The organism is Rhodanobacter lindaniclasticus, assembly GCF_004799035.1.
GTDB classification, from domain to species: Bacteria; Pseudomonadota; Gammaproteobacteria; order Xanthomonadales; family Rhodanobacteraceae; genus Rhodanobacter; species Rhodanobacter lindaniclasticus.
The window spans coordinates 33,287-57,292 of the sequence record NZ_MWIO01000004.1 but is presented as its reverse complement, the minus strand read 5'-3'; the positions used below and the strand labels follow the sequence as shown (position 1 = coordinate 57,292).

General features: G+C 67.5%; 21 protein-coding genes. 12 read left to right on the top strand and 9 right to left on the bottom strand.

Features of this window, described 5'->3' with window-relative positions:
• Positions 1-33: 33 nt before the first annotated feature.
• Together B1991_RS01385 and B1991_RS01380 are read right to left on the bottom strand one after the other, a co-directional pair.
• Positions 34-1,203 (bottom strand): PilT/PilU family type 4a pilus ATPase, encoded by a 1,170-nt coding sequence (locus B1991_RS01385; protein ID WP_136256917.1) that lies wholly within the window; start codon positions 1,201-1,203, stop codon positions 34-36.
• 154 nt (positions 1,204-1,357) lie between these two features.
• Positions 1,358-2,395, bottom strand: a complete 1,038-nt coding sequence (locus B1991_RS01380) for a type IV pilus twitching motility protein PilT (protein WP_136256916.1) — start codon at positions 2,393-2,395, stop codon at positions 1,358-1,360.
• A 353-nt stretch (positions 2,396-2,748) separates the two neighbouring features.
• On the opposite strand from B1991_RS01380, the gene proC reads away from it, so the two are divergent.
• The 3 genes from proC (at position 2,749) to B1991_RS01365 (ending at position 7,126) form a co-directional block, all read left to right on the top strand.
• A complete protein-coding gene (gene proC, locus B1991_RS01375; protein ID WP_136256915.1) occupies positions 2,749-3,573 on the top strand; it encodes a pyrroline-5-carboxylate reductase in 825 nt (274 codons plus the stop codon).
• Positions 3,570-4,145: a YggT family protein gene (locus B1991_RS01370; protein WP_136256914.1), complete on the top strand. Its 576-nt coding sequence runs from the start codon at positions 3,570-3,572 to the stop codon at positions 4,143-4,145. The genes proC and B1991_RS01370 overlap by 4 nt, the downstream gene beginning before the upstream one ends.
• A gap of 152 nt (positions 4,146-4,297) precedes the next feature.
• Positions 4,298-7,126 carry a valine--tRNA ligase gene (locus B1991_RS01365; RefSeq protein WP_136256913.1) on the top strand — a complete coding sequence of 943 codons (2,829 nt, stop codon included), beginning with the start codon at positions 4,298-4,300 and terminating at the stop codon, positions 7,124-7,126.
• A 109-nt stretch (positions 7,127-7,235) separates the two neighbouring features.
• Here the strand turns inward: B1991_RS01365 and rimI are convergent, their stop codons facing one another.
• The 3 genes from rimI to B1991_RS01350 are packed head-to-tail and all read right to left on the bottom strand — an operon-like array spanning position 7,236 to position 8,968.
• Positions 7,236-7,718: a ribosomal protein S18-alanine N-acetyltransferase gene (gene rimI, locus B1991_RS01360; RefSeq protein ID WP_136256912.1), complete on the bottom strand. Its 483-nt coding sequence runs from the start codon at positions 7,716-7,718 to the stop codon at positions 7,236-7,238.
• Between the two features lie 3 nt (positions 7,719-7,721).
• Positions 7,722-8,177: a hypothetical protein gene (locus B1991_RS01355; protein WP_246031020.1), complete on the bottom strand. Its 456-nt coding sequence runs from the start codon at positions 8,175-8,177 to the stop codon at positions 7,722-7,724.
• Positions 8,178-8,185: 8 nt separating this feature from the next.
• On the bottom strand, positions 8,186-8,968 hold the full coding sequence (locus B1991_RS01350) for a CDP-alcohol phosphatidyltransferase family protein (RefSeq protein ID WP_136256910.1): 783 nt from the start codon (positions 8,966-8,968) through the stop codon (positions 8,186-8,188).
• A 109-nt stretch (positions 8,969-9,077) separates the two neighbouring features.
• Between B1991_RS01350 and B1991_RS01345 the strand changes: the two genes are divergently transcribed.
• From B1991_RS01345 to B1991_RS01335, 3 genes are all read left to right on the top strand, one after another.
• Positions 9,078-9,506 carry a DUF4124 domain-containing protein gene (locus B1991_RS01345; RefSeq protein WP_136256909.1) on the top strand — a complete coding sequence of 143 codons (429 nt, stop codon included), beginning with the start codon at positions 9,078-9,080 and terminating at the stop codon, positions 9,504-9,506.
• Positions 9,507-9,575: 69 nt separating this feature from the next.
• The gene (locus B1991_RS01340) at positions 9,576-11,282 is read left to right on the top strand and encodes a proline--tRNA ligase (protein ID WP_136256908.1); all 1,707 of its coding nucleotides are present in this window, start codon (positions 9,576-9,578) and stop codon (positions 11,280-11,282) included.
• 228 nt (positions 11,283-11,510) lie between these two features.
• Positions 11,511-11,831 carry an H-NS histone family protein gene (locus tag B1991_RS01335; protein ID WP_136256907.1) on the top strand — a complete coding sequence of 107 codons (321 nt, stop codon included), beginning with the start codon at positions 11,511-11,513 and terminating at the stop codon, positions 11,829-11,831.
• Positions 11,832-12,014: 183 nt separating this feature from the next.
• On the opposite strand, the gene B1991_RS01330 is transcribed toward B1991_RS01335, so the two are convergent.
• From B1991_RS01330 to B1991_RS01320, 3 genes are all read right to left on the bottom strand, one after another.
• Positions 12,015-13,295, bottom strand: coding sequence for a threonine/serine exporter family protein (locus B1991_RS01330; RefSeq protein ID WP_136256906.1), 1,281 nt, complete (start codon positions 13,293-13,295; stop codon positions 12,015-12,017).
• The gene (locus B1991_RS01325; RefSeq protein ID WP_136256905.1) at positions 13,292-13,738 is read right to left on the bottom strand and encodes an NfeD family protein; all 447 of its coding nucleotides are present in this window, start codon (positions 13,736-13,738) and stop codon (positions 13,292-13,294) included. The genes B1991_RS01330 and B1991_RS01325 overlap by 4 nt, the downstream gene beginning before the upstream one ends.
• 211 nt (positions 13,739-13,949) lie before the next feature.
• Entirely contained in the window at positions 13,950-14,903 is a 954-nt protein-coding gene (locus B1991_RS01320) for an SPFH domain-containing protein (RefSeq protein ID WP_210772072.1), read from the bottom strand.
• A gap of 171 nt (positions 14,904-15,074) precedes the next feature.
• On the opposite strand from B1991_RS01320, the gene phoB reads away from it, so the two are divergent.
• From phoB to ppk1, 5 genes are all read left to right on the top strand, one after another.
• On the top strand, positions 15,075-15,779 hold the full coding sequence (gene phoB / locus B1991_RS01315; RefSeq protein ID WP_136256904.1) for a phosphate regulon transcriptional regulator PhoB: 705 nt from the start codon (positions 15,075-15,077) through the stop codon (positions 15,777-15,779).
• Between the two features lie 17 nt (positions 15,780-15,796).
• Positions 15,797-17,077, top strand: coding sequence for a phosphate regulon sensor histidine kinase PhoR (gene phoR / locus B1991_RS01310; RefSeq protein ID WP_136256903.1), 1,281 nt, complete (start codon positions 15,797-15,799; stop codon positions 17,075-17,077).
• 363 nt (positions 17,078-17,440) lie between these two features.
• Positions 17,441-18,586 (top strand): glycosyltransferase family 4 protein, encoded by a 1,146-nt coding sequence (locus B1991_RS01305; RefSeq protein WP_136256902.1) that lies wholly within the window; start codon positions 17,441-17,443, stop codon positions 18,584-18,586.
• Complete coding sequence (locus B1991_RS01300; protein WP_246031019.1) at positions 18,561-19,124, top strand: phosphatase PAP2 family protein; 564 nt, start codon at positions 18,561-18,563, stop codon at positions 19,122-19,124. The genes B1991_RS01305 and B1991_RS01300 overlap by 26 nt, the downstream gene beginning before the upstream one ends.
• A 25-nt stretch (positions 19,125-19,149) precedes the next feature.
• On the top strand, positions 19,150-21,258 hold the full coding sequence (gene ppk1 / locus B1991_RS01295) for a polyphosphate kinase 1 (RefSeq protein WP_136256900.1): 2,109 nt from the start codon (positions 19,150-19,152) through the stop codon (positions 21,256-21,258).
• Positions 21,259-21,411: 153 nt separating this feature from the next.
• On the opposite strand, the gene B1991_RS01290 is transcribed toward ppk1, so the two are convergent.
• On the bottom strand, positions 21,412-22,665 hold the full coding sequence (locus B1991_RS01290; RefSeq protein WP_136256899.1) for a porin: 1,254 nt from the start codon (positions 22,663-22,665) through the stop codon (positions 21,412-21,414).
• A gap of 261 nt (positions 22,666-22,926) precedes the next feature.
• Here B1991_RS01290 and pstS point away from each other — a divergent pair, with 261 nt between their 5' ends.
• Positions 22,927-23,961, top strand: a complete 1,035-nt coding sequence (pstS, locus tag B1991_RS01285) for a phosphate ABC transporter substrate-binding protein PstS (RefSeq protein ID WP_136256898.1) — start codon at positions 22,927-22,929, stop codon at positions 23,959-23,961.
• The last annotated feature ends 45 nt before the right edge of the window (positions 23,962-24,006 follow it).

Below are 24,006 nucleotides of genomic sequence, written 5' to 3'. Positions count from 1 at the left end.
CTCCTTTTCTCTTTCGTGCCGCGATGACCCGGTTCAGCGATTGAGCAGGTTGCTGCCACCAAAGCTCTTGTCGTTGGGGTCCTCCTCCAGCTCGACGCCGTCCAGCCCCTGCGACAAGGTGTGCGCATCACCGCCCTGGGCCAACTTGATGCGCAGACGCACCTCGTTGGAGCTGTCGGCGTAGCGCAAGGCATCCTCGTAGCTGATCTCGCCGGCGTGGTAGAGCTCGACCAGGGCCTGGTCGAAGGTCTTCATGCCCAGCAGGGTCGATTCCTTCATCAGCTCCTTCAGCTTGTGGATTTCGCCCTGGCGGATGTAATCCTGCGCCAGCGGCGTACCCAGCAGCACTTCCACCGCGACCCGGCGTGCCTTGCCGTCCGGCGTGGGGATCAGCATCTGCGCCACGATGCCCTTGAGGTTCAGCGACAGGTCCATCAGCAACTGCTGGCGGCGATCCTCCGGGAAGAAGTGCAGGATGCGGTCCATCGCCTGGTTGGCGTTGTTCGCATGCAGCGTGCACAGCACCAGGTGGCCGGTTTCGGCGAAGGCGATGGCGTGGTCCATGCCCTCGCGGGTGCGGATTTCGCCGATCATGATCACGTCCGGCGCCTGGCGCAGGGTGTTTTTCAGCGCCGCGTCCCAGCTGTCGGTGTCGATGCCGACCTCGCGCTGGGTGATGATGCAGCCCTCATGCTTGTGCACGTACTCGATCGGGTCCTCGATCGTGATGATGTGGCCGGTGGAATTGAGGTTGCGGTAGCCGACCATGGCTGCCAGCGAGGTCGATTTGCCCGAGCCGGTGGCGCCGACGAAGATGATGATGCCGCGCTTGGTCATCGCCAGCTGCTTGATCACCGGCGGCAGGTTCAGCTCCTCGGTGGTGGGGATCTTCGACTCGATCCGGCGCAGCACCATGCCGACGCAGTTGCGCTGGTAGAAACACGAGACACGGAAGCGGCCCACGCCTTGCGCGGAAATCGCGAACTGGCATTCGTGGGTCTTCTCGAACTCCTCGCGCTGGCCCGGCGTCATCACGTTGAGCACCATGTCGCGCGCCTGCTGCACGCTGAGCGGGCTCTGCGTGATCGGCACGATGCGGCCCTGCACCTTCATCGACGGCGCGACGCCGGCGGTGATGAAAAGATCCGATGCCTTCTTGTGCACCATCAGTTTCAGGAACGAGGTGAAATCGAAGTCGCTCATGGCTTTAACCCCGGGGATCGGGAACAGGGAATGGGGAATCGGAAAACCGGCACACGCCGCGGATCGGGTTCCGGGGTGCGGGCGCCCGACGAGCGGCCGTGCACGGCTTGCCGCTCATCGACGATCCCCGACTCCCGGCTGCCGATTCCCGGTCTCACTTGAAACTGTCCTTGTTCTTGGCGTAGCCCTGCGCCTGCTGGCGCGTCACGACGCCGCGCTTGACCAGGTCCAGCAGGCACTGGTCCAGCGTCTGCATGCCGAACTGCTGGCCGGTCTGGATCGACGAATACATCTGCGCCACCTTGTCCTCGCGGATCAGGTTGCGGATCGCCGGGATGCCGACCATGATCTCGTGCGCCGCGATGCGGCCGCCACCGACCTTCTTCAGCAGCGACTGCGAAATCACCGCACGCAGCGACTCGGACAGCATCGAGCGCACCATCGGCTTCTCGCCGGCAGGGAACACGTCGATGATGCGGTCGATCGTCTTGGCCGCCGAGCTGGTGTGCACGGTGGCGAACACCAGATGGCCGGTTTCCGCCGCGGTCAGCGCCAGCCGGATGGTTTCCAGGTCGCGCAACTCGCCGACCAGGATGTAATCCGGATCCTCGCGCAGCGCCGAGCGCAGCGCCTCGTTGAAGCCGTGCGTGTCGCGGTGCACCTCGCGCTGGTTGACCAGGCACTTCTGCGAGGTGTGCACGAACTCGATCGGGTCCTCGATCGTCAGCATGTGGCCGTATTCGTTCTTGTTGATGTGGTCGACCATCGCCGCCAGCGTAGTCGACTTGCCCGAACCGGTCGGACCGGTCACCAGGATCAGGCCCTGCGGCTGCTCGATCAGTTCCTTGAACACGCGCGGCGCGCCCAGGTCCTCCAGCGTCAGCACCTCGGACGGAATCGTGCGGAACACCGCGCCGGCGCCGCGGTTCTGGGTGAATGCGTTGACGCGGAAACGGGCCAGGCCGGGGATCTCGAACGAGAAGTCGGTCTCGAAGAACTCCTCGTAGTCGCGCCGCTGCTTGTCCGACATGATGTCGTAGACCAGCGAGTGCACCTGCTTGTGCTCGAGCGCGGGGATGTTGATGCGACGGACGTCGCCGTCGACGCGGATCATCGGCGGCAACCCGGCGGACAGGTGCAAATCCGAGGCCTTGTTCTTTACCGAGAAGGCAAGCAGTTCGGCAATGTCCATGAAGTCGTTTCCCCTCAACCGGTCGTCTGGATGGCATGAATGCGGATACCGCAGAGGGGCCCGGACCGTCGTTGCCAGCCGGCGACCGGGCGCGCAACCGCTGCCCTTCGAAACCGCGCGGACCGGCAACCCGAATCCCCCTGTAGCCGCGTCGATACTACTCGCGCAAGCGGCTGTGCGGCCAGCCTTTCCCGCCTATCATGCCCAAACCGCAACGGGGATTTGCGCATCCCGTCGAAAAACGCGAGGTTGCCCCGCCGCCCGCCTCGTCGCGACGGCACGGGCGCGCCGTTCGCGCGCCGATGAACCGGCTTCCGGTAAGGTAGGCGGCTGCAACGATCAAGGAGTCCCGCATGACACGATTAGCCTTCATCGGCGGCGGCAACATGGCGCGCAGCCTGATCGGCGGCCTGCTGAAGACGGGCGTCGCCCCCGCCACGATCAGCGTCGCCGAGCCCCGCGCCGAGGGGCGCCAGGAGCTGGGCCGCGATTTCGGCATCGCCTGCTACGCCGAGAACCGGCTGGCGGCAGCCGAGGCAGAGGTGATCGTGCTGGCCGTCAAACCGCAGGTGATGCCGTCCATCCACGGTGAGCTGCAGGACCTCCTGCAGCGCCAGCGCCCCTTGCTGATCTCGATCGCCGCCGGCGTGCGGCTGGACCAGCTCGAACGCTGGTTCGGCACCGGCCTGCCGATCGTGCGCTGCATGCCGAACACGCCGGCGCTGATCGGTGCCGGCGCGACGGGCCTGTGCGCCAACGGCCGGGTCAGCCCCGCGCAGAAGGCGCAGGCGCAGCACATCCTCGACGCCGCCGGGCTCACCCGCTGGATCGATGACGAAACCCTGATGGATACCGTCACCGCGATTTCCGGTTCGGCGCCGGCTTATTTCTTCGCCCTGGTGGAAGCGCTGGAGGAAGCCGCCGTGACCCAGGGCCTGCCGCGCGAGACCGCGCGCGCACTGGCCGCGCAGACCTGTTTCGGCGCCGGCCGCATGCTGACCGAAAGCGGCGAGGATCCGGCCGTGCTGCGTCAGCGGGTCACTTCGCCGCACGGCACCACCCAGGCCGCCCTGGAAAGCTTCAGCGCCGACGGGCTGTCACGCATCGTGGCCAGGGCGGTCGCCGCCGCCACCCGCCGCGGCGTCGAACTCGCCGCCGAACTGGACGCACAGCCGTGAGCTACCTGTTCAACGCACTCTCGATGCTGATCGGCCTGGCGTTCGACGCCGTGGTGATCCTGTTCCTGCTGCGGGTGACGGCCGAAGCCTGCCGCGCCGACTTCAACAATCCACTCAGCCAGTTCATCTACCGCACCACCAACCCGGTGCTGGCGCCGATCCGTCGCGTGGTGCCGAACTGGCGCCGGATCAACCTTGCCGCCCTGCTGCTGGCGTGGCTGGCGATGCTGCTCAAGCGCCTGCTGCTGTTCGCCCTGGTCGGGGTGATGCCCAACCTTGCCGGCCTGCTGGTGCTGTCACTGGCCGAGCTGTTCGATTTCGTGCTGCTGTTCTACATCGTGCTGATCTTCGGCTGGTCGCTGCTGAGCATGTTCTCCGTCGATCGCCGCCAGCCGATGCTGCGACTGGTGGAGAAGATCGTCGCCCCGCTGCTGCGGCCGCTCGACGGCAAGCTGGTGTTCGGCCAGATCGACTTCGCGCCGATGGCGGTGATCATCGTGCTGTTCCTCGCCCGCATGCTGATCGCCGCTCCGCTGCTGGATCTTGGCGCCAGGCTGGCCGTGGGCGGCTGAGACCGCCCTGTCCCGGACGGCGGGCAATGCCCGCCGACTCCCGCGCGGCGCAACCCGGCACAGCCACCTTTGGCGGGCCCCGGCCCGCACCGTACAATCACCTCTTTACCCGACACCCACGCGCGCACCGGCGCGCCAGCGAGCGTTTCCCGATGGAAAAGAGTTTCGAGCCGGCCCGGATCGAGTCGAAGTGGTACGAGTGCTGGGAAGCCAGCGGCGCGTTCAAGCCGAGCGGCCAGGGCGAGCCGTACTGCATCCTGCTGCCGCCGCCGAACGTCACCGGCACGCTGCACATGGGCCATGCGTTCCAGCAGACGGTGATGGACATGCTGGTGCGCTACCAGCGCATGCGCGGCATGAACACCTTGTGGCAGGTCGGCACGGATCACGCCGGCATCGCGACCCAGAAGATCGTGGAGAACCAGCTCGCGGTCGAGGACAAGACCCGGCATGACCTGGGCCGCGATGCGTTCGTCGAGCGGGTATGGAAGTGGAAGGAGGAATCCGGCTCCACCATCACCAACCAGATGCGTCGCATCGGCGCCGCCGCCGACTGGTCGCGCGAACGCTTCACCATGGACGAGGGCCTGTCGGCCGCGGTGCGCAAGGTGTTCATCGACTGGTACCGCGCGGGGTTGATCTACCGCGGCAACCGACTGGTGAACTGGGACCCGGTGCTGGGCACAGCCGTTTCCGACCTGGAAGTGAACAACGTCGAGCGCGACGGCCACATGTGGTCGATCCGCTACATGACGGCCGATGGCACCGCGTCGCTGGTCGTCGCCACCACGCGTCCGGAGACCATGCTGGGCGACGTGGCCGTGGCCGTGCATCCGGAGGACGAGCGTTACGCGCACCTGGTCGGCAAGACCCTGAAGCTGCCGCTGACCGATCGCGAAATTCCGGTGATCGCCGACGACTACGTCGACAAGGATTTCGGCACCGGCTGCGTGAAAATCACCCCCGCGCACGACTTCAACGACTATGCCATCGGCCAGCGCCACAAGCTGACGCCGATCACCATCTTCACGCTGGATGCCAAGGTCAACGACAACGCGCCGGAGAAGTATCGCGGACTCGATCGCTACGACGCGCGCAAGGCCGTGCTGGCCGACCTCGAAGCCGCCGGCCTGCTGGTCGAAACGAAGGCGCACAAGCTGCAGGTGCCGGTGAGCCAGCGTTCGGATGCGGTGATCGAGCCGATGCTGACCGACCAGTGGTTCGTCGACCTCACCAGTGACGTGCAACCCGACGGACGCCCAGGCGGCCGCAAGGCGATCACCGAGCCGGCACTCGATGCGGTGCGCTCGGGCGAGATCAAATTCGTGCCCGAGAACTGGAGCACGACGTACACGCAGTGGCTGGACAACATCCAGGACTGGTGCATCAGCCGCCAGCTGTGGTGGGGCCATCGCATCCCGGCGTGGTACGACGAGGCCGGCAACATCTTCGTGGGCGAGGACGAGGCCGACGCGCGTGCGCATGCCACGACGATGCCGGTCGGCGCGCTGCGCCAGGACGAGGACGTGCTGGACACCTGGTTTTCCTCCGCGCTGTGGCCGTTCTCCACCCTGGGCTGGCCGGCCGACGGCCCGGTGACGAACGAGCGCGGCGAGGTCGTGGCGAACTGGGCGCAGGACAAGATCTTCCTGCCCAGCGCGGTGCTGGTCACCGGCTTCGACATCATCTTCTTCTGGGTCGCGCGGATGGTGATGACCACGAAGTACTTCACCGGCCAGATACCTTTCCGCGAGGTCTACATCAACGCCATCGTGCGCGATGCGGAAGGCCAGAAGATGTCCAAGTCCAAGGGCAACACGCTGGACCCGCTGGACCTGATCGACGGCATCGCACTGGAACCGCTGGTGGCCAAATCCACCCGCTCGCTGCTGATCCCGCAGGTGCGCGCCAAGGTCGAGAAGCGCATCCGCAAGGACTACCCCGACGGCATCCCGGCGATCGGTACCGACGCACTGCGTTTCACCTTCGCCGCGCTGGCCAGCTACAGCCGCACGATCAACTTCGACATCAAGCGCGCCGAGGGCTACAAGGCGTTCTGCAACAAATTGTGGAATGCGGCGCGGTTCGTGTTGATGAACGTCGAGGATTCGGGATTCGATATCGGGGCCTCGAAGAAGCCGGCGACCGAAGCCGAGCGGTGGATCCTGACTCGCCTCAAGCAGACGCTTGCCGAGGTCGAGCAGCACTTCGTCAGCTACCGCTTCGACCATCTGGCGCAGGCGTTGTACGAGTTCGTGTGGAACGAGTATTGCGACTGGTTCCTGGAATTGTCGAAGCCGGCGCTCAACGGCGATGATGCGGACGCAGCGACTTCGACACGCCGCACGCTGCTGGTGGTGCTCGAGGCGGTGCTGCGCGCGCTGCATCCGGTGATTCCCTTCATCACCGAGGAGATTTACCAGGAGGTCGCACCACGGCTGGGCCTTGCCGAAACCAGCGTGTTTGCGCGCCCCTACCCGCGGGCCGCCGGCTTCGCGGCCGACGAGGCAGCCACCGCCGAGATCGAGTGGTTCAAGGCCGTGCTCTCGGGCATCCGCAGGATCCGCTCGGAAATGAACATCCCGCCCGGCAAGACGATTCCGCTGCTGCTGGCCGACGGCGACGCCCATGACTGCACCCGCGCCGCCAAGTTCGCGTCGCAGATCGCCTTCCTGGCCCGCACCGAGGCAGCGCAGTGGATCGAAGCCGGCGCCGGGGAACCCGCGGCGGCGGCGGCCGTGGTCGGCGGCCTGCGCGTGCTGATCCCGCTCGCCGGGCTGATCGACCTGGGTGCCGAGAAGTCCCGCCTGGCCAGGGAAATCGGCCGCATCGAGGGCGAGATCAGGAAATGCGAAAGCAAGCTCGGCAACGCGAATTTCGTCGCCAACGCGCCCGCCGAAGTCGTCGCGCAGGAGCGCCAGCGCATCACGGACTGGAACACCACCCTGGCCGCACTGCGCGAACAGGCCGGCAAGCTGTAGGGCGGGCACCGCCCGCCGGCTTTCCGACGGAAAGCGACGCGCTGCGGAGTGTGGGGAAGGGCGGCGGGCGGTGCCCGCCCTACGCCGCCTCGGGCATTCGGGTTCCTGCTTATTGCTCGATATGGCCTGCGGCCATATCGAGCGCCATCACGATCGCGTCCTCGCGTCCGTCGCGTGCCGGGTAATAGCGCGGGCGCCTTCCGATCTCGCGGAAGCCCACCGACTCGTACAAGGCTTTCGCGCCCGGGTTGGACGGGCGCACTTCGAGGAAGAGTCGTTCGGCCCGGTTCCAGCGCGCCACGTCGAGCAGGCGCATCAGCAGATGTCGACCGAGACCGCGGCCGCGATGCTCCGGACCGATGCACAAATTGAGCAAGTGCGCCTCGCCGGCGCCGGTCGAGAGAATGCCGTAGCCGGCCACGCTGCCATCCACGCACAGCACCCAGCACGAATGCCCTGCCCGCACGCAATCGCTGAAGATGCCGGGCGACCACGGGAATTCGTACGAGGCGTTCTCCAGCGCGCTGACCGCCGCCAGATCGTCCAGGTACATGCCGCGCACCTGGATCGCCGCTTTCGGCACGGCGGCCATCGTTCAGGCTCCCGCGCTGGCCAGGACGCGGCGCACGCTGCGCAGCGCGTTCCACAGCCGGCGCTTGGCCGCCGCATCGGCCAGCACCAGCTTCGGCTCGTCGGCCAGCACGATCAGCGCCTGGCTCATCACGGCCGCCGGCAAGGCACGACCGAGCGCATGCGCTTGTGCGTCGCCGAACACCAGATAGGCGCGCGCTGCGGGCACCGGCTCCGCCAGTTGGCCGTCCCGCACGTTGATCCGTGCCGCACGCGCCAGCACCGCGCCGCCGGCATGCAGCGCGCGGCCCAGCAGGTCAAGTTCGCGGGCATGGCACGACGCCGGCAGGATCACCACGCAGGCCACGCCGGCGCCATCCATCTCCGGCTCGGCCGTGTCCGGCACAGCTGCCGCCACGCGACGAACCCACGGCGTCAGCCCCAGCGCATGCAGGACGCGGGCGCGATGGGCGGCAGGCATGGGCGCGTTCATCTGGCAGGTCGCCGCGCACGGCGCCGGTGGGTGATCCGCGCCGCGATGGTCCACACCGGCCCGGACAACAGGTACACGGTGAACCCCGCCAGCAGCACCCGCGCCGGCGCCAGGTACAGCAAGGCAAGCAGCAGTACCGCCACCACCATCCAGGCGAACGGCACGTTGCCGCGCTCGCCCATCGGCAGCGACTTGAAACTGAAATAGCGGAAGCGGCTGACCATCAGCAGGCCGGTCACCACCACGATCGCCGCGCTCGCGAAAGCCAGCTCGGCGCCGCTCCAGCCGGCCTTCTCCATGGTCCACACGAACGACATGTTCACCGCCGCCGCGGCCGGACTGGCCAGGCCCTGGAAATAGCGCTTGTCGGCCACGCCCGCCTGGGTGTTGAAGCGGGCCAGCCGCAGCGCCGCGCAGGCGGCATAGATGAACGCGCAGGCCCAGCCCAGCTTGCCCCACAGCGGCCCCATGTCGCGCAGCGTCGACAGCGACCATGTGTACATCACCAGCGCCGGCGCGAGGCCGAAGCTGACCAGGTCCGAGAGCGAGTCGTACTGCACGCCGAACTCGGTCTGCGTGCCGGTCATGCGCGCCACGCGCCCGTCCATGCCGTCGAGCACCGCCGCCAGGAACACCGCGATGGCCGCCTCGGTGTAATGGCCGCCGATGCCGGAAATGATCGCGTAGAACCCGGCGAACATCGCCGCCGTGGTGAACAGGTTCGGCAACAGGTAAATGCCGCGGTGCCGGGGCGGTTGAACGGGCATGGACGGACTCATGAAGCAGGATCGTGACGGAGTAGGCGCAGTGTAAACCATTGCCTGCTTGAGTCCGGAGCGCCGGAGTGATAACAAGGAACGACCGATTTTTCCCGCTCCGGAGACACCCATGCACCGTTCGCTGATTGTCGTGGCACTGCTGCTGTTTGCCCCGCTGTGTGCCGCGCAGGTCTACAAGTGGACCGACGCCAGCGGCACCGTGCACTACTCCGAGGCGCCGCCGGCGCAAGGGACCAAGTACAGCAAGGTCACCACCACCGGCACGGTGGAACCGTTGGCCGCGCCCGCCGAACACGCCAGCCCGGAAGATGCCGGCGGCAGCAACGAACCCACCGCCGCGCCGAAGACCATGGCCGACACACCGGAGAACCGCAAATCGCTGTGCGCCTCGCTGCAGTCCAACCTGGCGACCCTGCAGGGCGGCGGCCCGGTGGTGATGGAGAAGGACGGCAAGCCGAGCGCACTGGACGCGAGCCAGCGCCAGCAGCAGATCGCCACCGCCCAGGCCCAGTACGACCAGTACTGCCAGGGCAAGTAAGCCCGCCGGCCGCACTCCGGCGGCGGTGGCGCCGCTACAATGGGCGCTTTACACGCCGGAATCGCCCGCATGCGCCTCAGCCAATTCCACCTGGCCACCGTCAAGGAAGTCCCTGCCGACGCCGAGATCGCCAGCCATCGCCTGATGCTGCGCGCCGGCATGATCCGCCGGCTGGCCTCCGGCCTGTACACCTGGAGCCCGCTGGGCCTGCGCGTGATGCGCAAGGTCGAACGCATCGTGCGCGAGGAAATGGATCGTGCCGGCGCGATCGAGCTGCTGATGCCGACCATCCAGCCGCGGGAGCTGTGGGAGGAAAGCGGCCGCTGGGCCAAATTCGGCCCCCAGTTGCTGAAGATCCGCGACCGCAAGGAGCAGGAATTCTGTTACGCGCCCACCGCCGAGGAAGTGATTACCGATTACGCGCGCAACGAGCTGAAAAGCTACAAGCAGCTGCCGGTCAATTTCTACCAGATCCAGACCAAGTTCCGCGACGAGATCCGCCCGCGTTTCGGCGTGATGCGCGCGCGCGAATTCCTGATGAAGGATGCTTATTCGTTCCACCTCGGCCAGGAGTCGCTGGCTGAAACCTACGCCGCGATGTACCAGGCCTATGTGCGCATTTTCACCCGCCTCGGCCTGAGCTTCCGCGCGGTGCAGGCCGATACCGGCGCCATCGGCGGCAATGCCAGCCATGAATTCCAGGTATTGGCTGATTCCGGCGAGGACGCGATCGCGTTTTCCGATGGCTCCGATTACGCCGCCAATATCGAAAAGGCCGAGGCACTCGCCCCGTCTGCCGGACGCCCCGCGCCGGCCGCCAGCCTGCAGCGCGTGGACACGCCGACCCAGAAAACCATCGCCGATGTCGCCGCCTTCCTCAAGGTGCAACCGCGGCAATGCGTGAAGACCTTGCTGGTGCGCGGCGTCGACGGGCTGGTCGCGCTTTGCCTGCGCGGCGACCACGAGCTCAACGAGGTCAAGGCCGGCAAGCTGGCCGAGCTGCCGGGCGAGATGGTGCTGGCCGGCGAAGAGGAAATCCGCGCCGCATGCGGCGCGCGTCCGGGCTTCATCGGCCCGATCGACCTGCCCGATTCCATCCCGGTGATCGTCGACCGTGACGCCGCCGTGCTGGCCGATTTCGTCTGCGGCGGCAACGTCGACGGCGTGCACTGCACCGGCGCCAACTGGGAGCGCGACGCACGCATCAGCCGCATCGCCGACCTGCGCAACGTGGTCGAGGGCGACCCCTCTCCCGACGGCCACGGCACGCTGCACCTCGCCCGCGGCATCGAGGTGGGGCACGTGTTTCAGCTGGGCCCCAAATATGCCGAGGCGCTGGGTGCCACGGTGATCGACGAAGGCGGCAAGGCGCAGGTGATGAGCATGGGCTGCTACGGCATCGGCGTCACCCGCATCGTCGCCGCCGCCATCGAGCAGCGTCATGACGAGGCCGGCATCATCTGGCCGGAGGCGATGGCGCCGTGGCGCGTGGCGGTGTGCGTGATCAACCCGAAGAACGCATCGGCCGCGGTCAACGAGGCGGCGGAGGAGCTGTACCAGGCCCTGCTCCAGCGTGGCATCGAAACCGTGCTGGACGACCGCGGCCTGCGCCCAGGAAACATGTTTGCCGACATGGAGTTGATCGGCATTCCCCATCGCGTGGTGGTTAGCGAACGCGGGCTGGCCGCCGGCACGCTGGAATACCGTGGCCGCGAGGACAGCGAAAGCCGCACGCTGAGCCGCGACGAGCTGATCGAGCTGCTGGAAATGGCCTGATTTCCTCGGGTTCCAGCCTATTAATCACATGGAAAATAGAATATCGATACATTCGCCCCGCGGGTCCGCTTCATAATCGCCTCGAATATGAACTGGAGCGCGTTGCGCCGAATCGCGCGCTTTACAAACGTTTGCCCGATCATGGAGAATCTCCGCAAGCCGGCATTCGACATGCCCGCATTGCCCCGATAATGGGGCCTGATTCACCCCCTGACCCGGAGTCCACCCATGGCCGTCGACATCAAGAACCTCAACCACAACCAGCTCAACGATCTGATCAGCAAGGCACAACTGCGCCAGGACGAACTGCGCAAGGAAAAGGTCGTCAAACTGCGCGAGAAGATCCACGCGCTGATCAAGGCCGAAGGTTATTCGTTCGAAGACATTTTCGGCGGCGCCCGCAAGAGCAAGCGCGCCGGCGCCAAGGTCGCCCCGAAGTACCGCAACCCGGCCAACCCGGCACAGACCTGGTCCGGCCGCGGCAAGCGTCCGCACTGGTTCAACGACGCGCTGAAGGCGGGCAAGAAGGAAAAGGACCTGGTGATCTGATCGCCGTCGCCACGCCATGGAAACAACGCCGGCCTCGCGCCGGCGTTTTTTTGGCTTGAACCATGCGACGTCCATTCGCCGTGCGAGGCACCCAATGAGCCCTCCCCCTGCAACGCAGAGGAGGTCAGGAGGGGCGCTCTTGGTCTTGCTCGAACCAGTCCGGCGACTTCGGTCACCCTCGTCTTACAGGGAGCGGCGGGGAGAAATCAGCAGGTCGCCGAACATCAGCCCGGCGACCAGCGAGACCAGCAAGGTGACCAGCAGCAGGCCGGCGTCCAGGCCGAGCGAAGTGTCGCGCTCGAGCAGGAGCGACATGCTGCGGAAGCCCACGCTGCCCGGCACCAGCAGCAGGATGCCCGGCTCGCGGATCACGGCGCCAGGTCGGTGCGCATAACGCGCGTAGATGTTGGCCAGTGCGCCCAGCAGCAACCCGCCCAGAAACACGCCCACCGGCGCGCCCGGCAGCGAGGTGGAGATCTCGCCGCCCCAGCGCGTGGCGAGGTAGCCCACCACCACCGCCGCGATCACCGCCGGCCAGTCGCGCCGGGCGGCGCGAAACAGGATCGCGAAGGCGATCGCGGCGATCAGCAGCACCGGGTAATCGGTCCACGCCGGCAGTGGCGGCAAGGCGAAATCGCGCGCCGTGATGCCGAGTGCGCTGCACAACTCGGTGGCGGCGATGACGCCGAAGGTGAGCTTGAGCAGGGTCGCCATCGCGCCGCCCATGCGCGCCATGCCGGAAACCAGGTGCTGGCTTGAGATCTCGCGCACGGCGGTGGTCAGCGACATGCCCGGGATCAGGATGATGAGACTGGACAGCACCACCGACTTGATCGCCAGCGGTACGATGAAGGCGCTGGCCAGGATCGCCACCGTGGTCGCCACCAGCGCGCTGATCGCATCGCTGGCCACCGCCAGCTGCGGCCGCGCGGCGGCGGCCAGGGTGATGCAACCGATGATCGTGCCGATCAGCGCTGCAACCACCAGATCCACCCACGAGCTGTGCAGGAACAACGCGGCGATGCAGGCCGCGGACAGACCATGGCTGGCGATCAGCCCGATCTTCTCGCGCCGGCTGTCCGGCCGCCCGAGCTCGCGCAGCAGGCGAAAGCCCTCGCGCAGACCCAGCTCGCCGGCGATCGCGCGGTCGGCGATGTCGTCGGCCTGGCACAGCCGCTCCAGGTTCACCTCGCCCGGTGGCAGCCGCACCACCTGGGTGGTCGTCGCCACGCTCTCCTCGCCCTGGGCGAGGTCGGCGAAGGAAATGATGACCGCGGTGGGGCTGGACCATACGTCGGCGGACAAGCCCAGCCGCTGCGCCACGCCGGCCACGGCCATCTCCAGCCGCGGCGCGGTGGTGCCGTACTGGTGCAGGCGCCGCGCCAGCTCCAGCACGAACGCCATCCGCGTGTTCAGCGCGGTGGTGGCGAATTGCTGCTGGCTGATGGTGGCGCCGGCGCTCATGCCACCGCGCGCACCTGCAGGGTGGAACCATCGACGGCGACCACTTCCACGGTCGCACCCAGCGGCAGGTCCGGCCCGTTGACCAGCCACTGGCCGTCGCCTACGCGGGCCTTGCCGCGGCCGTTGACGATCGCCTCGACCAGCTCATAGCGCTGACCGATCATCTGCTCGGCGCGGCGATTGAGCCGCTCGCTGCCCGGCGTACGACGCTCCAGCTTCGGCCGCAACCAGCGCGCGTAGGCCACGCAGAAGGCGAACGCGAGCAGGCCGAAGATGATTGCCTGCGCCAGCATGCCCAACGTCGGTACGGCCCACAGCAGCACGCCCATCGCCGCCGCGGCGAGGCCGATCCACAACAGGAAATAGCCCGGCAGCAGCAGCTCGCCGGCAATCAGCAGCAGCGCCAATATCCACCACAGGTAATGCACGGCTAGTTGCCACATGGTCGACGACTCCGTCAGAGTTTGTGAAGAAAACCACATCCTGTGGTTTTCTTCTATCGCGAGTCCGGTACACGCCCGGACTCGCTCACATGAAACAGTCACTTGCGTGACTGTTTCATGTCCGGCCATCGGGCAACTGCTCCTGCGTTGCCTCAACTCGGGCATCCATGCCCTCGCCGTGGCCGGCCTGAGAGGTTGAATAGTCAACCTCTCAGCGCAGCGGCGGCACCGGCGCAGCCGCCGGACGCTGCTGCTGGGTCAGGGATTCCTTGGCCAGTTCGGCGATGCCGGCCATCGCGCCGATCACGCCGGTGGCCTCGATCGGCAGCAGCAGCATCTTCTGGTTGGGTGAATTGGCCATCTCCTTCAGCGCACCGATGTAGTTGTTGGCGACGAAGTAGTTGAGCGCATTGATGTTGCCGCCGGCGATCGCGTCGGAGACCATCGTGGTGGCCTTGGCTTCGGCCTCGGCGGTGCGCTCGCGCGCTTCGGCGGCGCGGAAGGCGGCCTCCTTCTCGCCCTCGGCGGACAGGATCGCCGACTGCTTCTCGCCCTCGGCCTTGAGGATCGCCGCCTGGCGGAAGCCCTCGGCGTCGAGGATGTTGGCGCGCTTCTCGCGCTCGGCTTTCATCTGCCGCGCCATCGCGTCGATCAGGTCGCGCGGCGGCGAGATGTCCTTGATCTCGATGCGGTTGACCTTGACGCCCCACGGGTGGGTGGCTTCATCCACCACGCGCAGCAGGCGGGCGTTGATCTCGTCGCGCTTGCTCAGGCTTTCGTCCAGGTCCATCGAGCCGAGCACGGTGCGGATGTTGGTCATCACCAGCGCCAGCGAGGCCTGCTCCAGGTTGGCCACTTCATAGGCCGCCTTGGCCGCATCCAGCACCTGGTAGAACACCACGCCGTCCACGCGCACCACCGCGTTGTCCTTGGTGATGACATCCTGCGAGGGCACGTCCAGCACCTGCTCCATCATGTTCATCTTGTGCCCGATCGCCTGGTAGATCGGGATCAGGAAATGCAGCCCGGGGCTCAGCGTGCCGGTGTACTTGCCGAACGTCTCCACCGTCCATTCGTAACCCTGCGGCACGATGCGCACCAGCTTGACGATGCCGATGACGACCACGACCAGGATGACCAGCGCCAGCAGTTGTGCGATACCCATGAAACTCTCCCCTTTCCATGAAGATGTCAGTATAGGCGAGCGCCGGCCCGTCGAGCGGGCCCGACCATGGCGTCATGGAATGATCATCGCGGCGCCGCCGGCAGCCGGGCGCTGTCATCGTCGCGTAACATGGCCATGGTTCCATGGCGCCGGCTGCCACTGGGCACAAGCATGCAAAAACGCATCCTGATCATCGAAGACGAGGCACCGATCCGCGACATGGTGGCGTTCGCGCTGCGCCGCGCCGACATGCTTCCCGTCTGCGCCGCCGACGCCGGTGAAGCGCAACTGGCGATCGCCGAGGCGGTGCCCGACCTGATCCTGCTCGACTGGATGCTGCCGGGCATCAGCGGCATGGACCTGGCCCGACGCCTGCGCCGCGAGGAGCTGACCCGCGACCTGCCGATCATCATGCTGACCGCCCGCGGCGAGGAAACCGATCGCGTGGCCGGCCTCGACGCCGGCGTGGACGACTACGTGGTCAAGCCGTTTTCCACCCGCGAACTGGTGGCGCGGATCAAGGCGGTGCTGCGCCGCAGCCAGGGCGAGGACGGCGCCGGCATGATCGAACTGGGCGGGCTGCGTCTGGACGGCCAGGCGCACCGGGTGTTCGCCGGCGACGAGCCGGTACACCTGGGCCCCACCGAATACCGCCTGCTGCACTTCTTCATGAGCCACAGCGAGCGCGTGTATTCCCGCGCGCAACTGCTCGACCACGTCTGGGGCGGCAGCGTCTACGTCGAGGAGCGCACCGTCGACGTGCACATCCGGCGCCTGCGCAAGACGCTGGAGACCTGGGGCCTGGATGCCCTGATCCAGACGGTGCGCGGCACCGGTTACCGCTTCTCCGCGCAACCCGCGCCCGTGCGGCCCTGAGCGATTCCGGCCGGCGCATGCGCAGCATCCGCACCCGCTTCGACACCGGCTTCCTCGTCATCGTGATCGGCTCGATGGCCGGCGCGATCGTCGCCGCGCTGTGGACGTCGCCGTGGTGGGCGCTCGGCATCGCCCTGGGCGGCGAAGCCGTCGCGCTGGGATGGTGGCTGCGCGCACGCCGGGCGCGTCGGACGCGACCCGATGCGCCCGGCCAGCTCCGCGCCGCACGCGCCCTGCGTCAGTCGCGCCTGCGCGCGCAGTTGCACGACGTGCGTGACGCGGTAGGCGCACTGGCCGATGCGGTGGTGCTGTTCGACGACCAGGGGCGCGTGCGCTGGTTCAACGCGGCCGCCACCCGCCTGCTCGGCGTGCGGCGCGAACACGTCGGACAATCGCTCGCGCAATGGCTCGACGGCAGTGAACTGGGCGCGTGGCTGCGCACGAATGCCGCGCAGCCGGCCACCGACCTGCCCGCACCAGCCGACGCGTCGCTGCGCCTGGCCGCGACGATCATCCCCTTCGGCCAGCGGTTGAAAGTGCTGCTGGCGCGCGACATCAGCACGCTGAGCCGGCTGGAGCAGGTGCGCCGCGATTTCGTGGCCAACGTCTCGCACGAATTGCGCACGCCGTTGACGGTGATCCACGGCTACCTGGAATTGCTCGACCCGGCCGACGTGCCCGAGCTGGCGCCGGTGCTCGGCGAGATGCGCATGCAGTCGCAGCGGATGCAGCAGATCGTCGAGGATCTGCTGACCCTGTCGCGGCTGGAAACGCGCGAGGCCCTGCCGGACGAGGAAGTGGCCATGATTCCGCTGCTGGAGACGCTGCGCCGCGAGGCGGTGGCGCTCAGCCAGGGCCGGCACCGCATCAGCGTCGAGGCGACCACCGGAGTGCGCCTGCGCGGCTCGATCCACCACCTGCACAGCGCGTTCTCCAACCTGGTGAGCAACGCCGTGCGCTACACGCCCAGCGGCGGCGAGATCGTGATCGGCTGGCGGCAGACCGCCGACGGCGGCGCGATCTTCTCCGTGCGCGACAGCGGGCTGGGCATCTCCGCCGAACACCTGGCGCGACTCACCGAGCGCTTCTACCGCGTCTCGTCCAGCCGCTCGCGCGAGTCCGGCGGCACCGGCCTGGGCCTGTCCATCGTCAAGCACGTGCTCAACCTGCACCAGGGGCGCCTGGTGATCGAGAGCGAGCCCGGCCGCGGCTCGACCTTCTCCTGCGTGATGGAAGCCTCACGCGTGTTGCCGCCGGATCACGGCGGCATCTTCCGCGCCGAGACCCCGGCCAACTGAGCCGCGTCTGCGCGAACCCTGTTGGCGCAAAAAAAAACGGCGTGGAGAAAATCCACGCCGGGAGCCGATTCAGGAGGGGGAGCGGCATCTCGAAGATGCCTGCCATGGAGGGGAGTGCCTGGCAGGCGCAGGCATTATCGCGACGCCGCGTGACAAGCCGATGACACGCGGGGCTGGTTTGATTTTCTTGTCGTGCGACGGAGCGCACCGCGCGGTGCACTCCCGAAAACCGTCGACGAATGCCGTGCGCGATGCCTTCCGGCGACGCGCGCAAGACACCAGGCACACAAGCGTCATGCAGCCGTCGCCCGCTTGCAACAGGGCGGCACCACGATCGTTGCCAGTTCCGATCGGAGAGCAGCGATGCGCGTCAGCTTCGTCACGGAAACCTGGCCGCCCCAGGTCAACGGTGTCGCCCTCACCGTGCGCACGCTTGCCGCCGGGCTGGCCGCACGCGGGCTCGGCGTCGACGTGGTACGCCCCGGTGGCGACGGCCGCGACGGCAAGGTCGAGCTGATAGGCGCACGCGGCGTAGCGTTGCCGCGCTACCCGGGCATGCAGTTCGGCCTGCCCGCAGGCAGTGCGCTGCGTCGGCGCTGGCAGGCGAAGCGGCCCGACGCGGTGTACGTCGCCACGGAAGGTCCGCTGGGCGCCTCGGCGCTGCGCGCGGCCAACGCGTTGCAGATCCCGGTGGTGAGCGGTTTCCACACGCGCTTCCACGACTACGCTGCCCACTATGGCGTCGGGCTGCTGGCGCCGCTGGTACGCAACCACCTGCTCGGGTTCCACCGCCGCGCGCAGATGACCCTGGTGCCGACCAACGCGCTGCACGCCGAGCTGACCGACGCCGGCGTCGACCACGTACGCAAGCTGCGCCGCGGCGTCGACATCCGGCTGTTCTCGCCGGACCGCCGCGATCCGGCCTTGCGCCGCAGCTGGGGCGTGGATGACGAGACGACGGTGCTGCTGTGCGTCGGGCGGATCGCCGCGGAGAAGAATCTGGGCCTCGCCGTGCAGGCGTTCCGCGCGCTGCAGGCACGCACGCCCGCCGCGCGCCTGGTGATGGTCGGTGACGGTCCGCAGCGCGCGGCACTCGCCAGCACCTGCCCGGAGGCCTTGTTCGTCGGCACCAGGCACGGCACGGAACTGGCTGCGCACTACGCCAGCGCGGATGTGTTCCTGTTCCCGAGCCTGTCGGAGACCTTCGGCAACGTGGTGCTGGAAGCGATGGCCTCGGGGCTGGCGCTGGTCGCGTTCGACCACGCGGCCGCGCAGGAGCACGTCGTCGACGGCCTTTCCGGGCGCGTGGTGCCGCCCGCGGACGCGCGCGGTTTCATCACCGCGGCCTATCAGCTCGGCGCGGACCCGGCGACCCGGCGCCGACTCGCTGCCAATGCGCGGCGCGCGGCGCTGCGGTGCCCGCCGGACATGGTGATCGCGGAGTTCGAGACCTTGCTGGTTTCCCTGCTGCATGGCTACCCCGATGACCGTCTCCGCGCCGTCGCCTGAACCGGCAACCCCGTCGCTGGACGCGCTGCTGTGCCGCGCCGCCAGCCGCTGGGGCGCGCGCCGCGCAGTGCAACAGACCTTCGGCGTGGTCAGCCGCCTCGGCGACGGCTGGCTCTGGTACGGCCTGATCGCCGCGCTGGCCGTCGGCGGCGGTGAGCGCGGCCGGCACGCCGCGCTGCAGATGGCCGGCACCGGCATCGTGGCGTGGCTGCTGTACCGCACGCTGAAACGCCGCACGCGTCGCCCGCGGCCGTTCCGCGTGCATCGTGAAGTGATCGCGCGTGCACCGCCGCTGGACGAGTTCAGCTTCCCGTCGGGACATACGCTGCACGCGGTGAGCTTCGGCATCGTCGCCGTCGGCTGGTTTCCCGTGCTGGCGCTGCCGCTGACACTGTTCGCCGTGCTGGTGGCGATGTCGCGCGTGGTGCTGGGCCTGCACTACCCCAGCGACGTGCTCGCCGGTGCCGCACTCGGCGCGCTGCTCGGCCTCGCCTCGCGCGGGCTCGACGCCGCGCTGGTCGGCGCCCTGGCGGGTTGAACCGCCCTCACCCGCCGCCCCGCCCATGACCATCGCAAGCGCGCCACAGCACATCGAGCCGGAGCCGGCCAGCGTCGATTTCCGCGCAGCGAACCTGTACCTCAACCACGAACTTTCGGCGCTCGAATTCAATGCCAGGGTGCTGGCCCAGGCACGCAACGCCACGGTACCGCTGCTGGAGCGGCTGCACTTCCTGTGCATCTCGGTGCGCAACCTCGACGAGTTCTTCGAGGTGCGCGTGGCCAGCCTCAGGCACTGGATCGCCTACGGCGACGCGCGCCCGGGCCCGGACGGCATGCCGCTGGCCGGGGTGCTCGCGCGGGTGCGCGAAAACGCCACCCGGCTGATGCACGCCCAGTACGAAACCTGGCACGACGAGCTGCGCCCGGCACTGGCGCGCGAGGGCATCGTGTTCATCGACGGTGCGCCTTGGTCGCCCGCACAGACGCGCTGGGCGCGCACGCACTTCGAGCGCGAGATCCTGCCGGTGCTCTCGCCGCTGGGCCTGAATTCGGCCCACCCGTTCCCACGGATACTCAACAAGAGCCTCAACGTGGCGGTGGTGCTCGACGGCGAGGACGCCTTCGGTCGCGAGGGCCATGTCGCGGTCGTGCGCGCGCCGCGCTCGCTGCCGCGCGTGATCCGCCTGCCGCCGGAGGTCGCCGACGCGCCACATCAGTTCGTGTTCCTCTCCACCTTGCTGGAGCGCTTCGCCGACGTCATGTTTCCTGGCATGACGATCCGCGGCGCCTGCCAGTTCCGCGTGACGCGCGATTCTGAACTGGAGCTGGAGGAAGGCGATACCGAGAACCTCGCGCGCGTGCTGAGCATGGAACTGCGCGAGCGTGCCTACGCCGACGCGGTGCGGCTCGAACTTGGCGAGGGCTGCACGCCCGAGGTGCGGCAGATGCTGCTGGTGAACTTCGGCCTGACCGATGCCGACGTGTACCTGTGCAGCGGACCGGTCAACCTGCATCGCGCGTCGGCGGTCTATGACATGGTCGATCGTCCGGACCTGAAATATCCGCCGTTCGTGCCGGCCGTGCCGCGCGCCTTCACGGCTGACGCCGGCATGTTCGACACCATCAGCCAGGGCGACCTGCTGCTGCACCACCCGTTCGAATCGTTCACGCCCGTGCTCGAACTGCTGCGCCAGGCCAGCACGGACGCCGACGTACTGGCGATCCGGCAGACGCTGTACCGGGTCGGCGAGGACTCGCCGCTGGTCGGCTACCTGGCCGAGGCGGCCCGCTCCGGCAAGGAAGTGACGGCGGTCATCGAGCTGCGCGCCCGCTTCGACGAGGAGGCGAACATCCGCCTGGCCGACCGCCTGCAGGAGGCCGGCGTGCAGGTCGTGTATGGCGTCGTCGGCTACAAGACCCACGCCAAGATGCTGCTGATCGTGCGCCGCGAACGGGGCGTGCTGTGCCGCTACGCGCACCTGTCCACCGGCAACTACCACCTGGCCACCAGCCGGCTGTATACCGACATCGGCCTGATGACCCGCGACCCCGGCATCTGCGCCGACGTGGGCCGGATCTTCCAGCAGCTGTGCAGCCTCGGGCCGGCAGTCGAGCTGGAGCACGTGCTGCAGTCACCCTTCAGCCTGCACCGCGGCCTGCTCGGCCTGGTCGAGCGCGAGATCACGCACGCACGCGCCGGCAAGCCGGCGCGGATCATCGCGCGCATGAACGCGCTGAACGAACCCTCCATGGTCGCGGCGCTCTACCGCGCCTCCTGCGCGGGCGTCGAGATCGACCTGATCGTGCGCGGCGCGTGCATCCTGCGGCCCGGCCTGCCCGGGGTTTCCGAGCGCATCCGCGTGCGTTCTGTACTCGGCCGCTTTCTCGAGCACAGCCGCGTGTACTGGTTCGCCAACGACGGCCACGCCGAGATTTACGGCTCCTCGGCCGACTGGATGGAGCGCAACCTGCTGCGCCGGGTGGAGGCGTGCTTCCCGATACGCGACCCGCGCCTGGCGGCGCGCGTCTTCCGCGAAACCTTGCAGAACTACCTGGACGACAACGTGCAGGCCTGGCTGCTGGACGCCGATGGCCGCTATCGCCGCGCCACGCCGGGTGACGCGCCGGCACATTCGGCGCAGGACTGGCTGCTGGAGCAGTACAAGGCCTGACTCACGCCCCGGTGGACGCGCACGCACAGCGTCATCGTCCCCATCCGCGCAAAAAAGAAACGGCGGGCATCCTCGCCCGCCGCTCTCCATCCCTGGGTGGAACTCCTTCACGATAGCCGTTTGCCCCGCCGCACTGCCGCGGCGGCACGGGGTTCAGAAGCGCACTTCGCCGAACACGCCGATCTCGTTGGTCTTCACGTTGCGCACGTGCGGCGGCACCGGGGTGCCGACCGTCTTGTCGGCCTTCTCGTGCTTCCACACGCCGGCCAGCCTGAAGCCCTTGGTCACCTGGTACTCGACGCCGGCGTTGTAGTAGACGTTCTTGTTGGCGCCATCCAGCGTCTTGCTGAGCTTGGCGTTGTCGTAGCGGGCGAACAGGCTCACGTCGTCGGCCACCGCCACGCTGCCCCACAGCGAGTAGCCGTCGGCCTTGTCGGTAGCCGTGGTGAGCACGTTGTTCCAGTTCTTCGCCGTGAAGTACTCGGCGCCGAGGCGGAACGCATCGCTGGCATAGGCGACCATGATGTCGCCGCGCTCGGCCGTGTTCACGGCGTTGACGTTCTCGGTCTCCTGGCCGCGATGACCGCGGTAGCCGCCGACCGCCACCACCATGTTCTCGAACGGCACGAAGCCCACGCGGCCCTCGAAATCCACGCCCTTGCTGCGGCCCGGATTCTTGTAGCCGTTGCCGTTGACCACCGACACCGCATAGTTGAACGACTTGCCGGCGCCCAGCTCGCCGCCCAGGTGCAGGCCCCAGTCCGCCGAGTTGCCGTACTTCAGGCGATCGGTGATGGTGTTCTCGACGTAGCGGAAACCGTAGTACTGCTCGGCGAACGGAATCCACGGCATGTCGGTGGAACCGATGCGCAGCACCGCCGCGTCGTCGAACTTGCCCTGCACGTAGGCCTTCTTGACGAACAGGCTGGTCTGGCCGTCGCTGCTGGAATAGTTGAAATCGGTGGTCAGGTTCATCGACCAGATGTCGTTGAACTTGTGGTCGACGCCGAGGTAGAAGCGCTTGACGTCCAGGCCGATGCCGGACTTGTCGGTCTTGCCGCTGTCGCTGTCCTTCTGGTCGATGTTGGTGAAGTCGAAGTACATGCGGCCGGACAACTTGGTGTTGTTGACCAGCTTCTCCAGCGAGGCGAGTTTCTTGTCGCTGGCGGTAGTCACCGCCGTCGCCTTTTCCACCGCCTGACCGGTGCTGACGTTGATGTCGGACTGCGCATCGGTGCGCTGTTCCAGTTCGTCCACCTTGGCCTGCAGTGCGGCGAGCTGGGCCTTCAGCAGTTCGACTTCGGCGTTGGTGGTCGCCGACGTCCGGTTCTGCGGCGCGGCCGCGGCCGTGAAGCTGGCAACCCCGAGGCCGGCGGCAATCGCCACCGCAATCAGTTTGGAACGCATGTCTTTCTCCGCAAGTGGGTGGGATATCGCTGGGTCGCCGCTCGACCCGGAGGGGCCTGGCCGGCGATTGGTTAAAAGTTTGCAGACGGACTTTTACGGCTGGATGCCACTGACATGACAGATTCGAGACACCCGCCGCGTGCGGCCCGCAGGCACTGTCACAGGGACTGTCATCTTGCTGCAACATTCATTTCATTCAATGGCAACACGAAAAGCCTGAAATGGCGGGGTCGCATCCGACCTCACTCGAAAGGAGCTTCCATGTTGACCCTCCGCAAACTGCCAGTCCGGCTCGCCGCCGTCGCCACGTTCGCCGTGGCCTCGACGTTCGGCGTGGCCGCCCACGCCACCGACATCACCGGTGCCGGTTCCAGCTTCGTCTACCCGGTCATGTCCAAGTGGTCGGCCGCGTATGCCGAGAAGACCGGCAACCGCCTCAACTACCAGTCGATCGGCTCCGGCGCCGGCATCGCGCAGATCAAGGAAGGCACCATCGACTTCGGCGCCTCCGACGCGCCGATGAAGGCGGAAGACCTGAAGAAGTACGGTCTGGGCCAGTTCCCGATCGTGGTCGGCGGCATCGTGCCGGTGGTCAACATCGCCGGCGTGCAGGCCGGCCAGATCAAGCTGGACGGCGCCACCCTGGCCGACATCTTCCTGGGCAAGATCAGGAACTGGAACGATCCGAAGATCGCCGCGCTGAACGCGGGCCTCGCCCTGCCGGCCGGCAAGATCACCGTGGTGCATCGCTCGGACGGTTCGGGCACCTCGTTCAACTTCACCAACTACCTGTCCAAGGTCAGCCCGGAGTGGGCCAGCAAGGTCAAGTTCGGCACCGCCGTGGAATGGCCGACCGGCGTGGGCGGAAAGGGCAATGAAGGCGTGTCGCAGTACGTGCGCCAGATCAAGGGCTCGATCGGCTACGTCGAATACGCCTATGCGGTGAAGAACAAGATCAGCTGGGTCGACCTGAAGAACGCCGCCGGCAACATCGTCTCGCCGACCGCCGCCAGCTTCGCCGCCGCCGCCGCGACAGCCGACTGGGCCAGCGCGAAGGACTTCAACCTGATCATGACCAACGCGCCGGGCGAGCAGGCGTGGCCGATCACCGCCACCACCTGGATGATCATGTACAAGACGCCGAAGAACGCCGGCAACAGCAAGGTCGCCTTCGACTTCTTCAAGTACGCGCTGGAGCATGGCCAGCAAGCCGCCAGCGCACTCGACTACGTGCCGCTGCCGGCGTCGCTGGTCAGCCAGATCGAGGCCTACTGGGCGGCCGAGTTCAAGCATTGATGGCTTGATCGCAGCCCCCCGCCCCGTTCGTCCTGAACGCGTGGC

Excerpts from the sequence above, each read along its gene's own strand:
- B1991_RS01385 (WP_136256917.1), bottom strand. The coding sequence starts at position 1,203 with ATGAGCGACTTCGATTTCACCTCGTTCCTGAAACTGATGGTGCACAAG.
- B1991_RS01380 (WP_136256916.1), bottom strand. The coding sequence starts at position 2,395 with ATGGACATTGCCGAACTGCTTGCCTTCTCGGTAAAGAACAAGGCCTCG.
- proC (WP_136256915.1), top strand. The coding sequence starts at position 2,749 with ATGACACGATTAGCCTTCATCGGCGGCGGCAACATGGCGCGCAGCCTG.
- B1991_RS01365 (WP_136256913.1), top strand. The coding sequence starts at position 4,298 with ATGGAAAAGAGTTTCGAGCCGGCCCGGATCGAGTCGAAGTGGTACGAG.
- rimI (WP_136256912.1), bottom strand. The coding sequence starts at position 7,718 with ATGGCCGCCGTGCCGAAAGCGGCGATCCAGGTGCGCGGCATGTACCTG.
- B1991_RS01355 (WP_246031020.1), bottom strand. The coding sequence starts at position 8,177 with ATGCCTGCCGCCCATCGCGCCCGCGTCCTGCATGCGCTGGGGCTGACG.
- B1991_RS01350 (WP_136256910.1), bottom strand. The coding sequence starts at position 8,968 with ATGAGTCCGTCCATGCCCGTTCAACCGCCCCGGCACCGCGGCATTTAC.
- B1991_RS01345 (WP_136256909.1), top strand. The coding sequence starts at position 9,078 with ATGCACCGTTCGCTGATTGTCGTGGCACTGCTGCTGTTTGCCCCGCTG.
- B1991_RS01340 (WP_136256908.1), top strand. The coding sequence starts at position 9,576 with ATGCGCCTCAGCCAATTCCACCTGGCCACCGTCAAGGAAGTCCCTGCC.
- B1991_RS01335 (WP_136256907.1), top strand. The coding sequence starts at position 11,511 with ATGGCCGTCGACATCAAGAACCTCAACCACAACCAGCTCAACGATCTG.
- B1991_RS01330 (WP_136256906.1), bottom strand. The coding sequence starts at position 13,295 with ATGAGCGCCGGCGCCACCATCAGCCAGCAGCAATTCGCCACCACCGCG.
- B1991_RS01325 (WP_136256905.1), bottom strand. The coding sequence starts at position 13,738 with ATGTGGCAACTAGCCGTGCATTACCTGTGGTGGATATTGGCGCTGCTG.
- B1991_RS01320 (WP_210772072.1), bottom strand. The coding sequence starts at position 14,903 with ATGGGTATCGCACAACTGCTGGCGCTGGTCATCCTGGTCGTGGTCGTC.
- phoB (WP_136256904.1), top strand. The coding sequence starts at position 15,075 with ATGCAAAAACGCATCCTGATCATCGAAGACGAGGCACCGATCCGCGAC.
- phoR (WP_136256903.1), top strand. The coding sequence starts at position 15,797 with ATGCGCAGCATCCGCACCCGCTTCGACACCGGCTTCCTCGTCATCGTG.
- B1991_RS01305 (WP_136256902.1), top strand. The coding sequence starts at position 17,441 with ATGCGCGTCAGCTTCGTCACGGAAACCTGGCCGCCCCAGGTCAACGGT.
- B1991_RS01300 (WP_246031019.1), top strand. The coding sequence starts at position 18,561 with ATGACCGTCTCCGCGCCGTCGCCTGAACCGGCAACCCCGTCGCTGGAC.
- ppk1 (WP_136256900.1), top strand. The coding sequence starts at position 19,150 with ATGACCATCGCAAGCGCGCCACAGCACATCGAGCCGGAGCCGGCCAGC.
- B1991_RS01290 (WP_136256899.1), bottom strand. The coding sequence starts at position 22,665 with ATGCGTTCCAAACTGATTGCGGTGGCGATTGCCGCCGGCCTCGGGGTT.
- pstS (WP_136256898.1), top strand. The coding sequence starts at position 22,927 with ATGTTGACCCTCCGCAAACTGCCAGTCCGGCTCGCCGCCGTCGCCACG.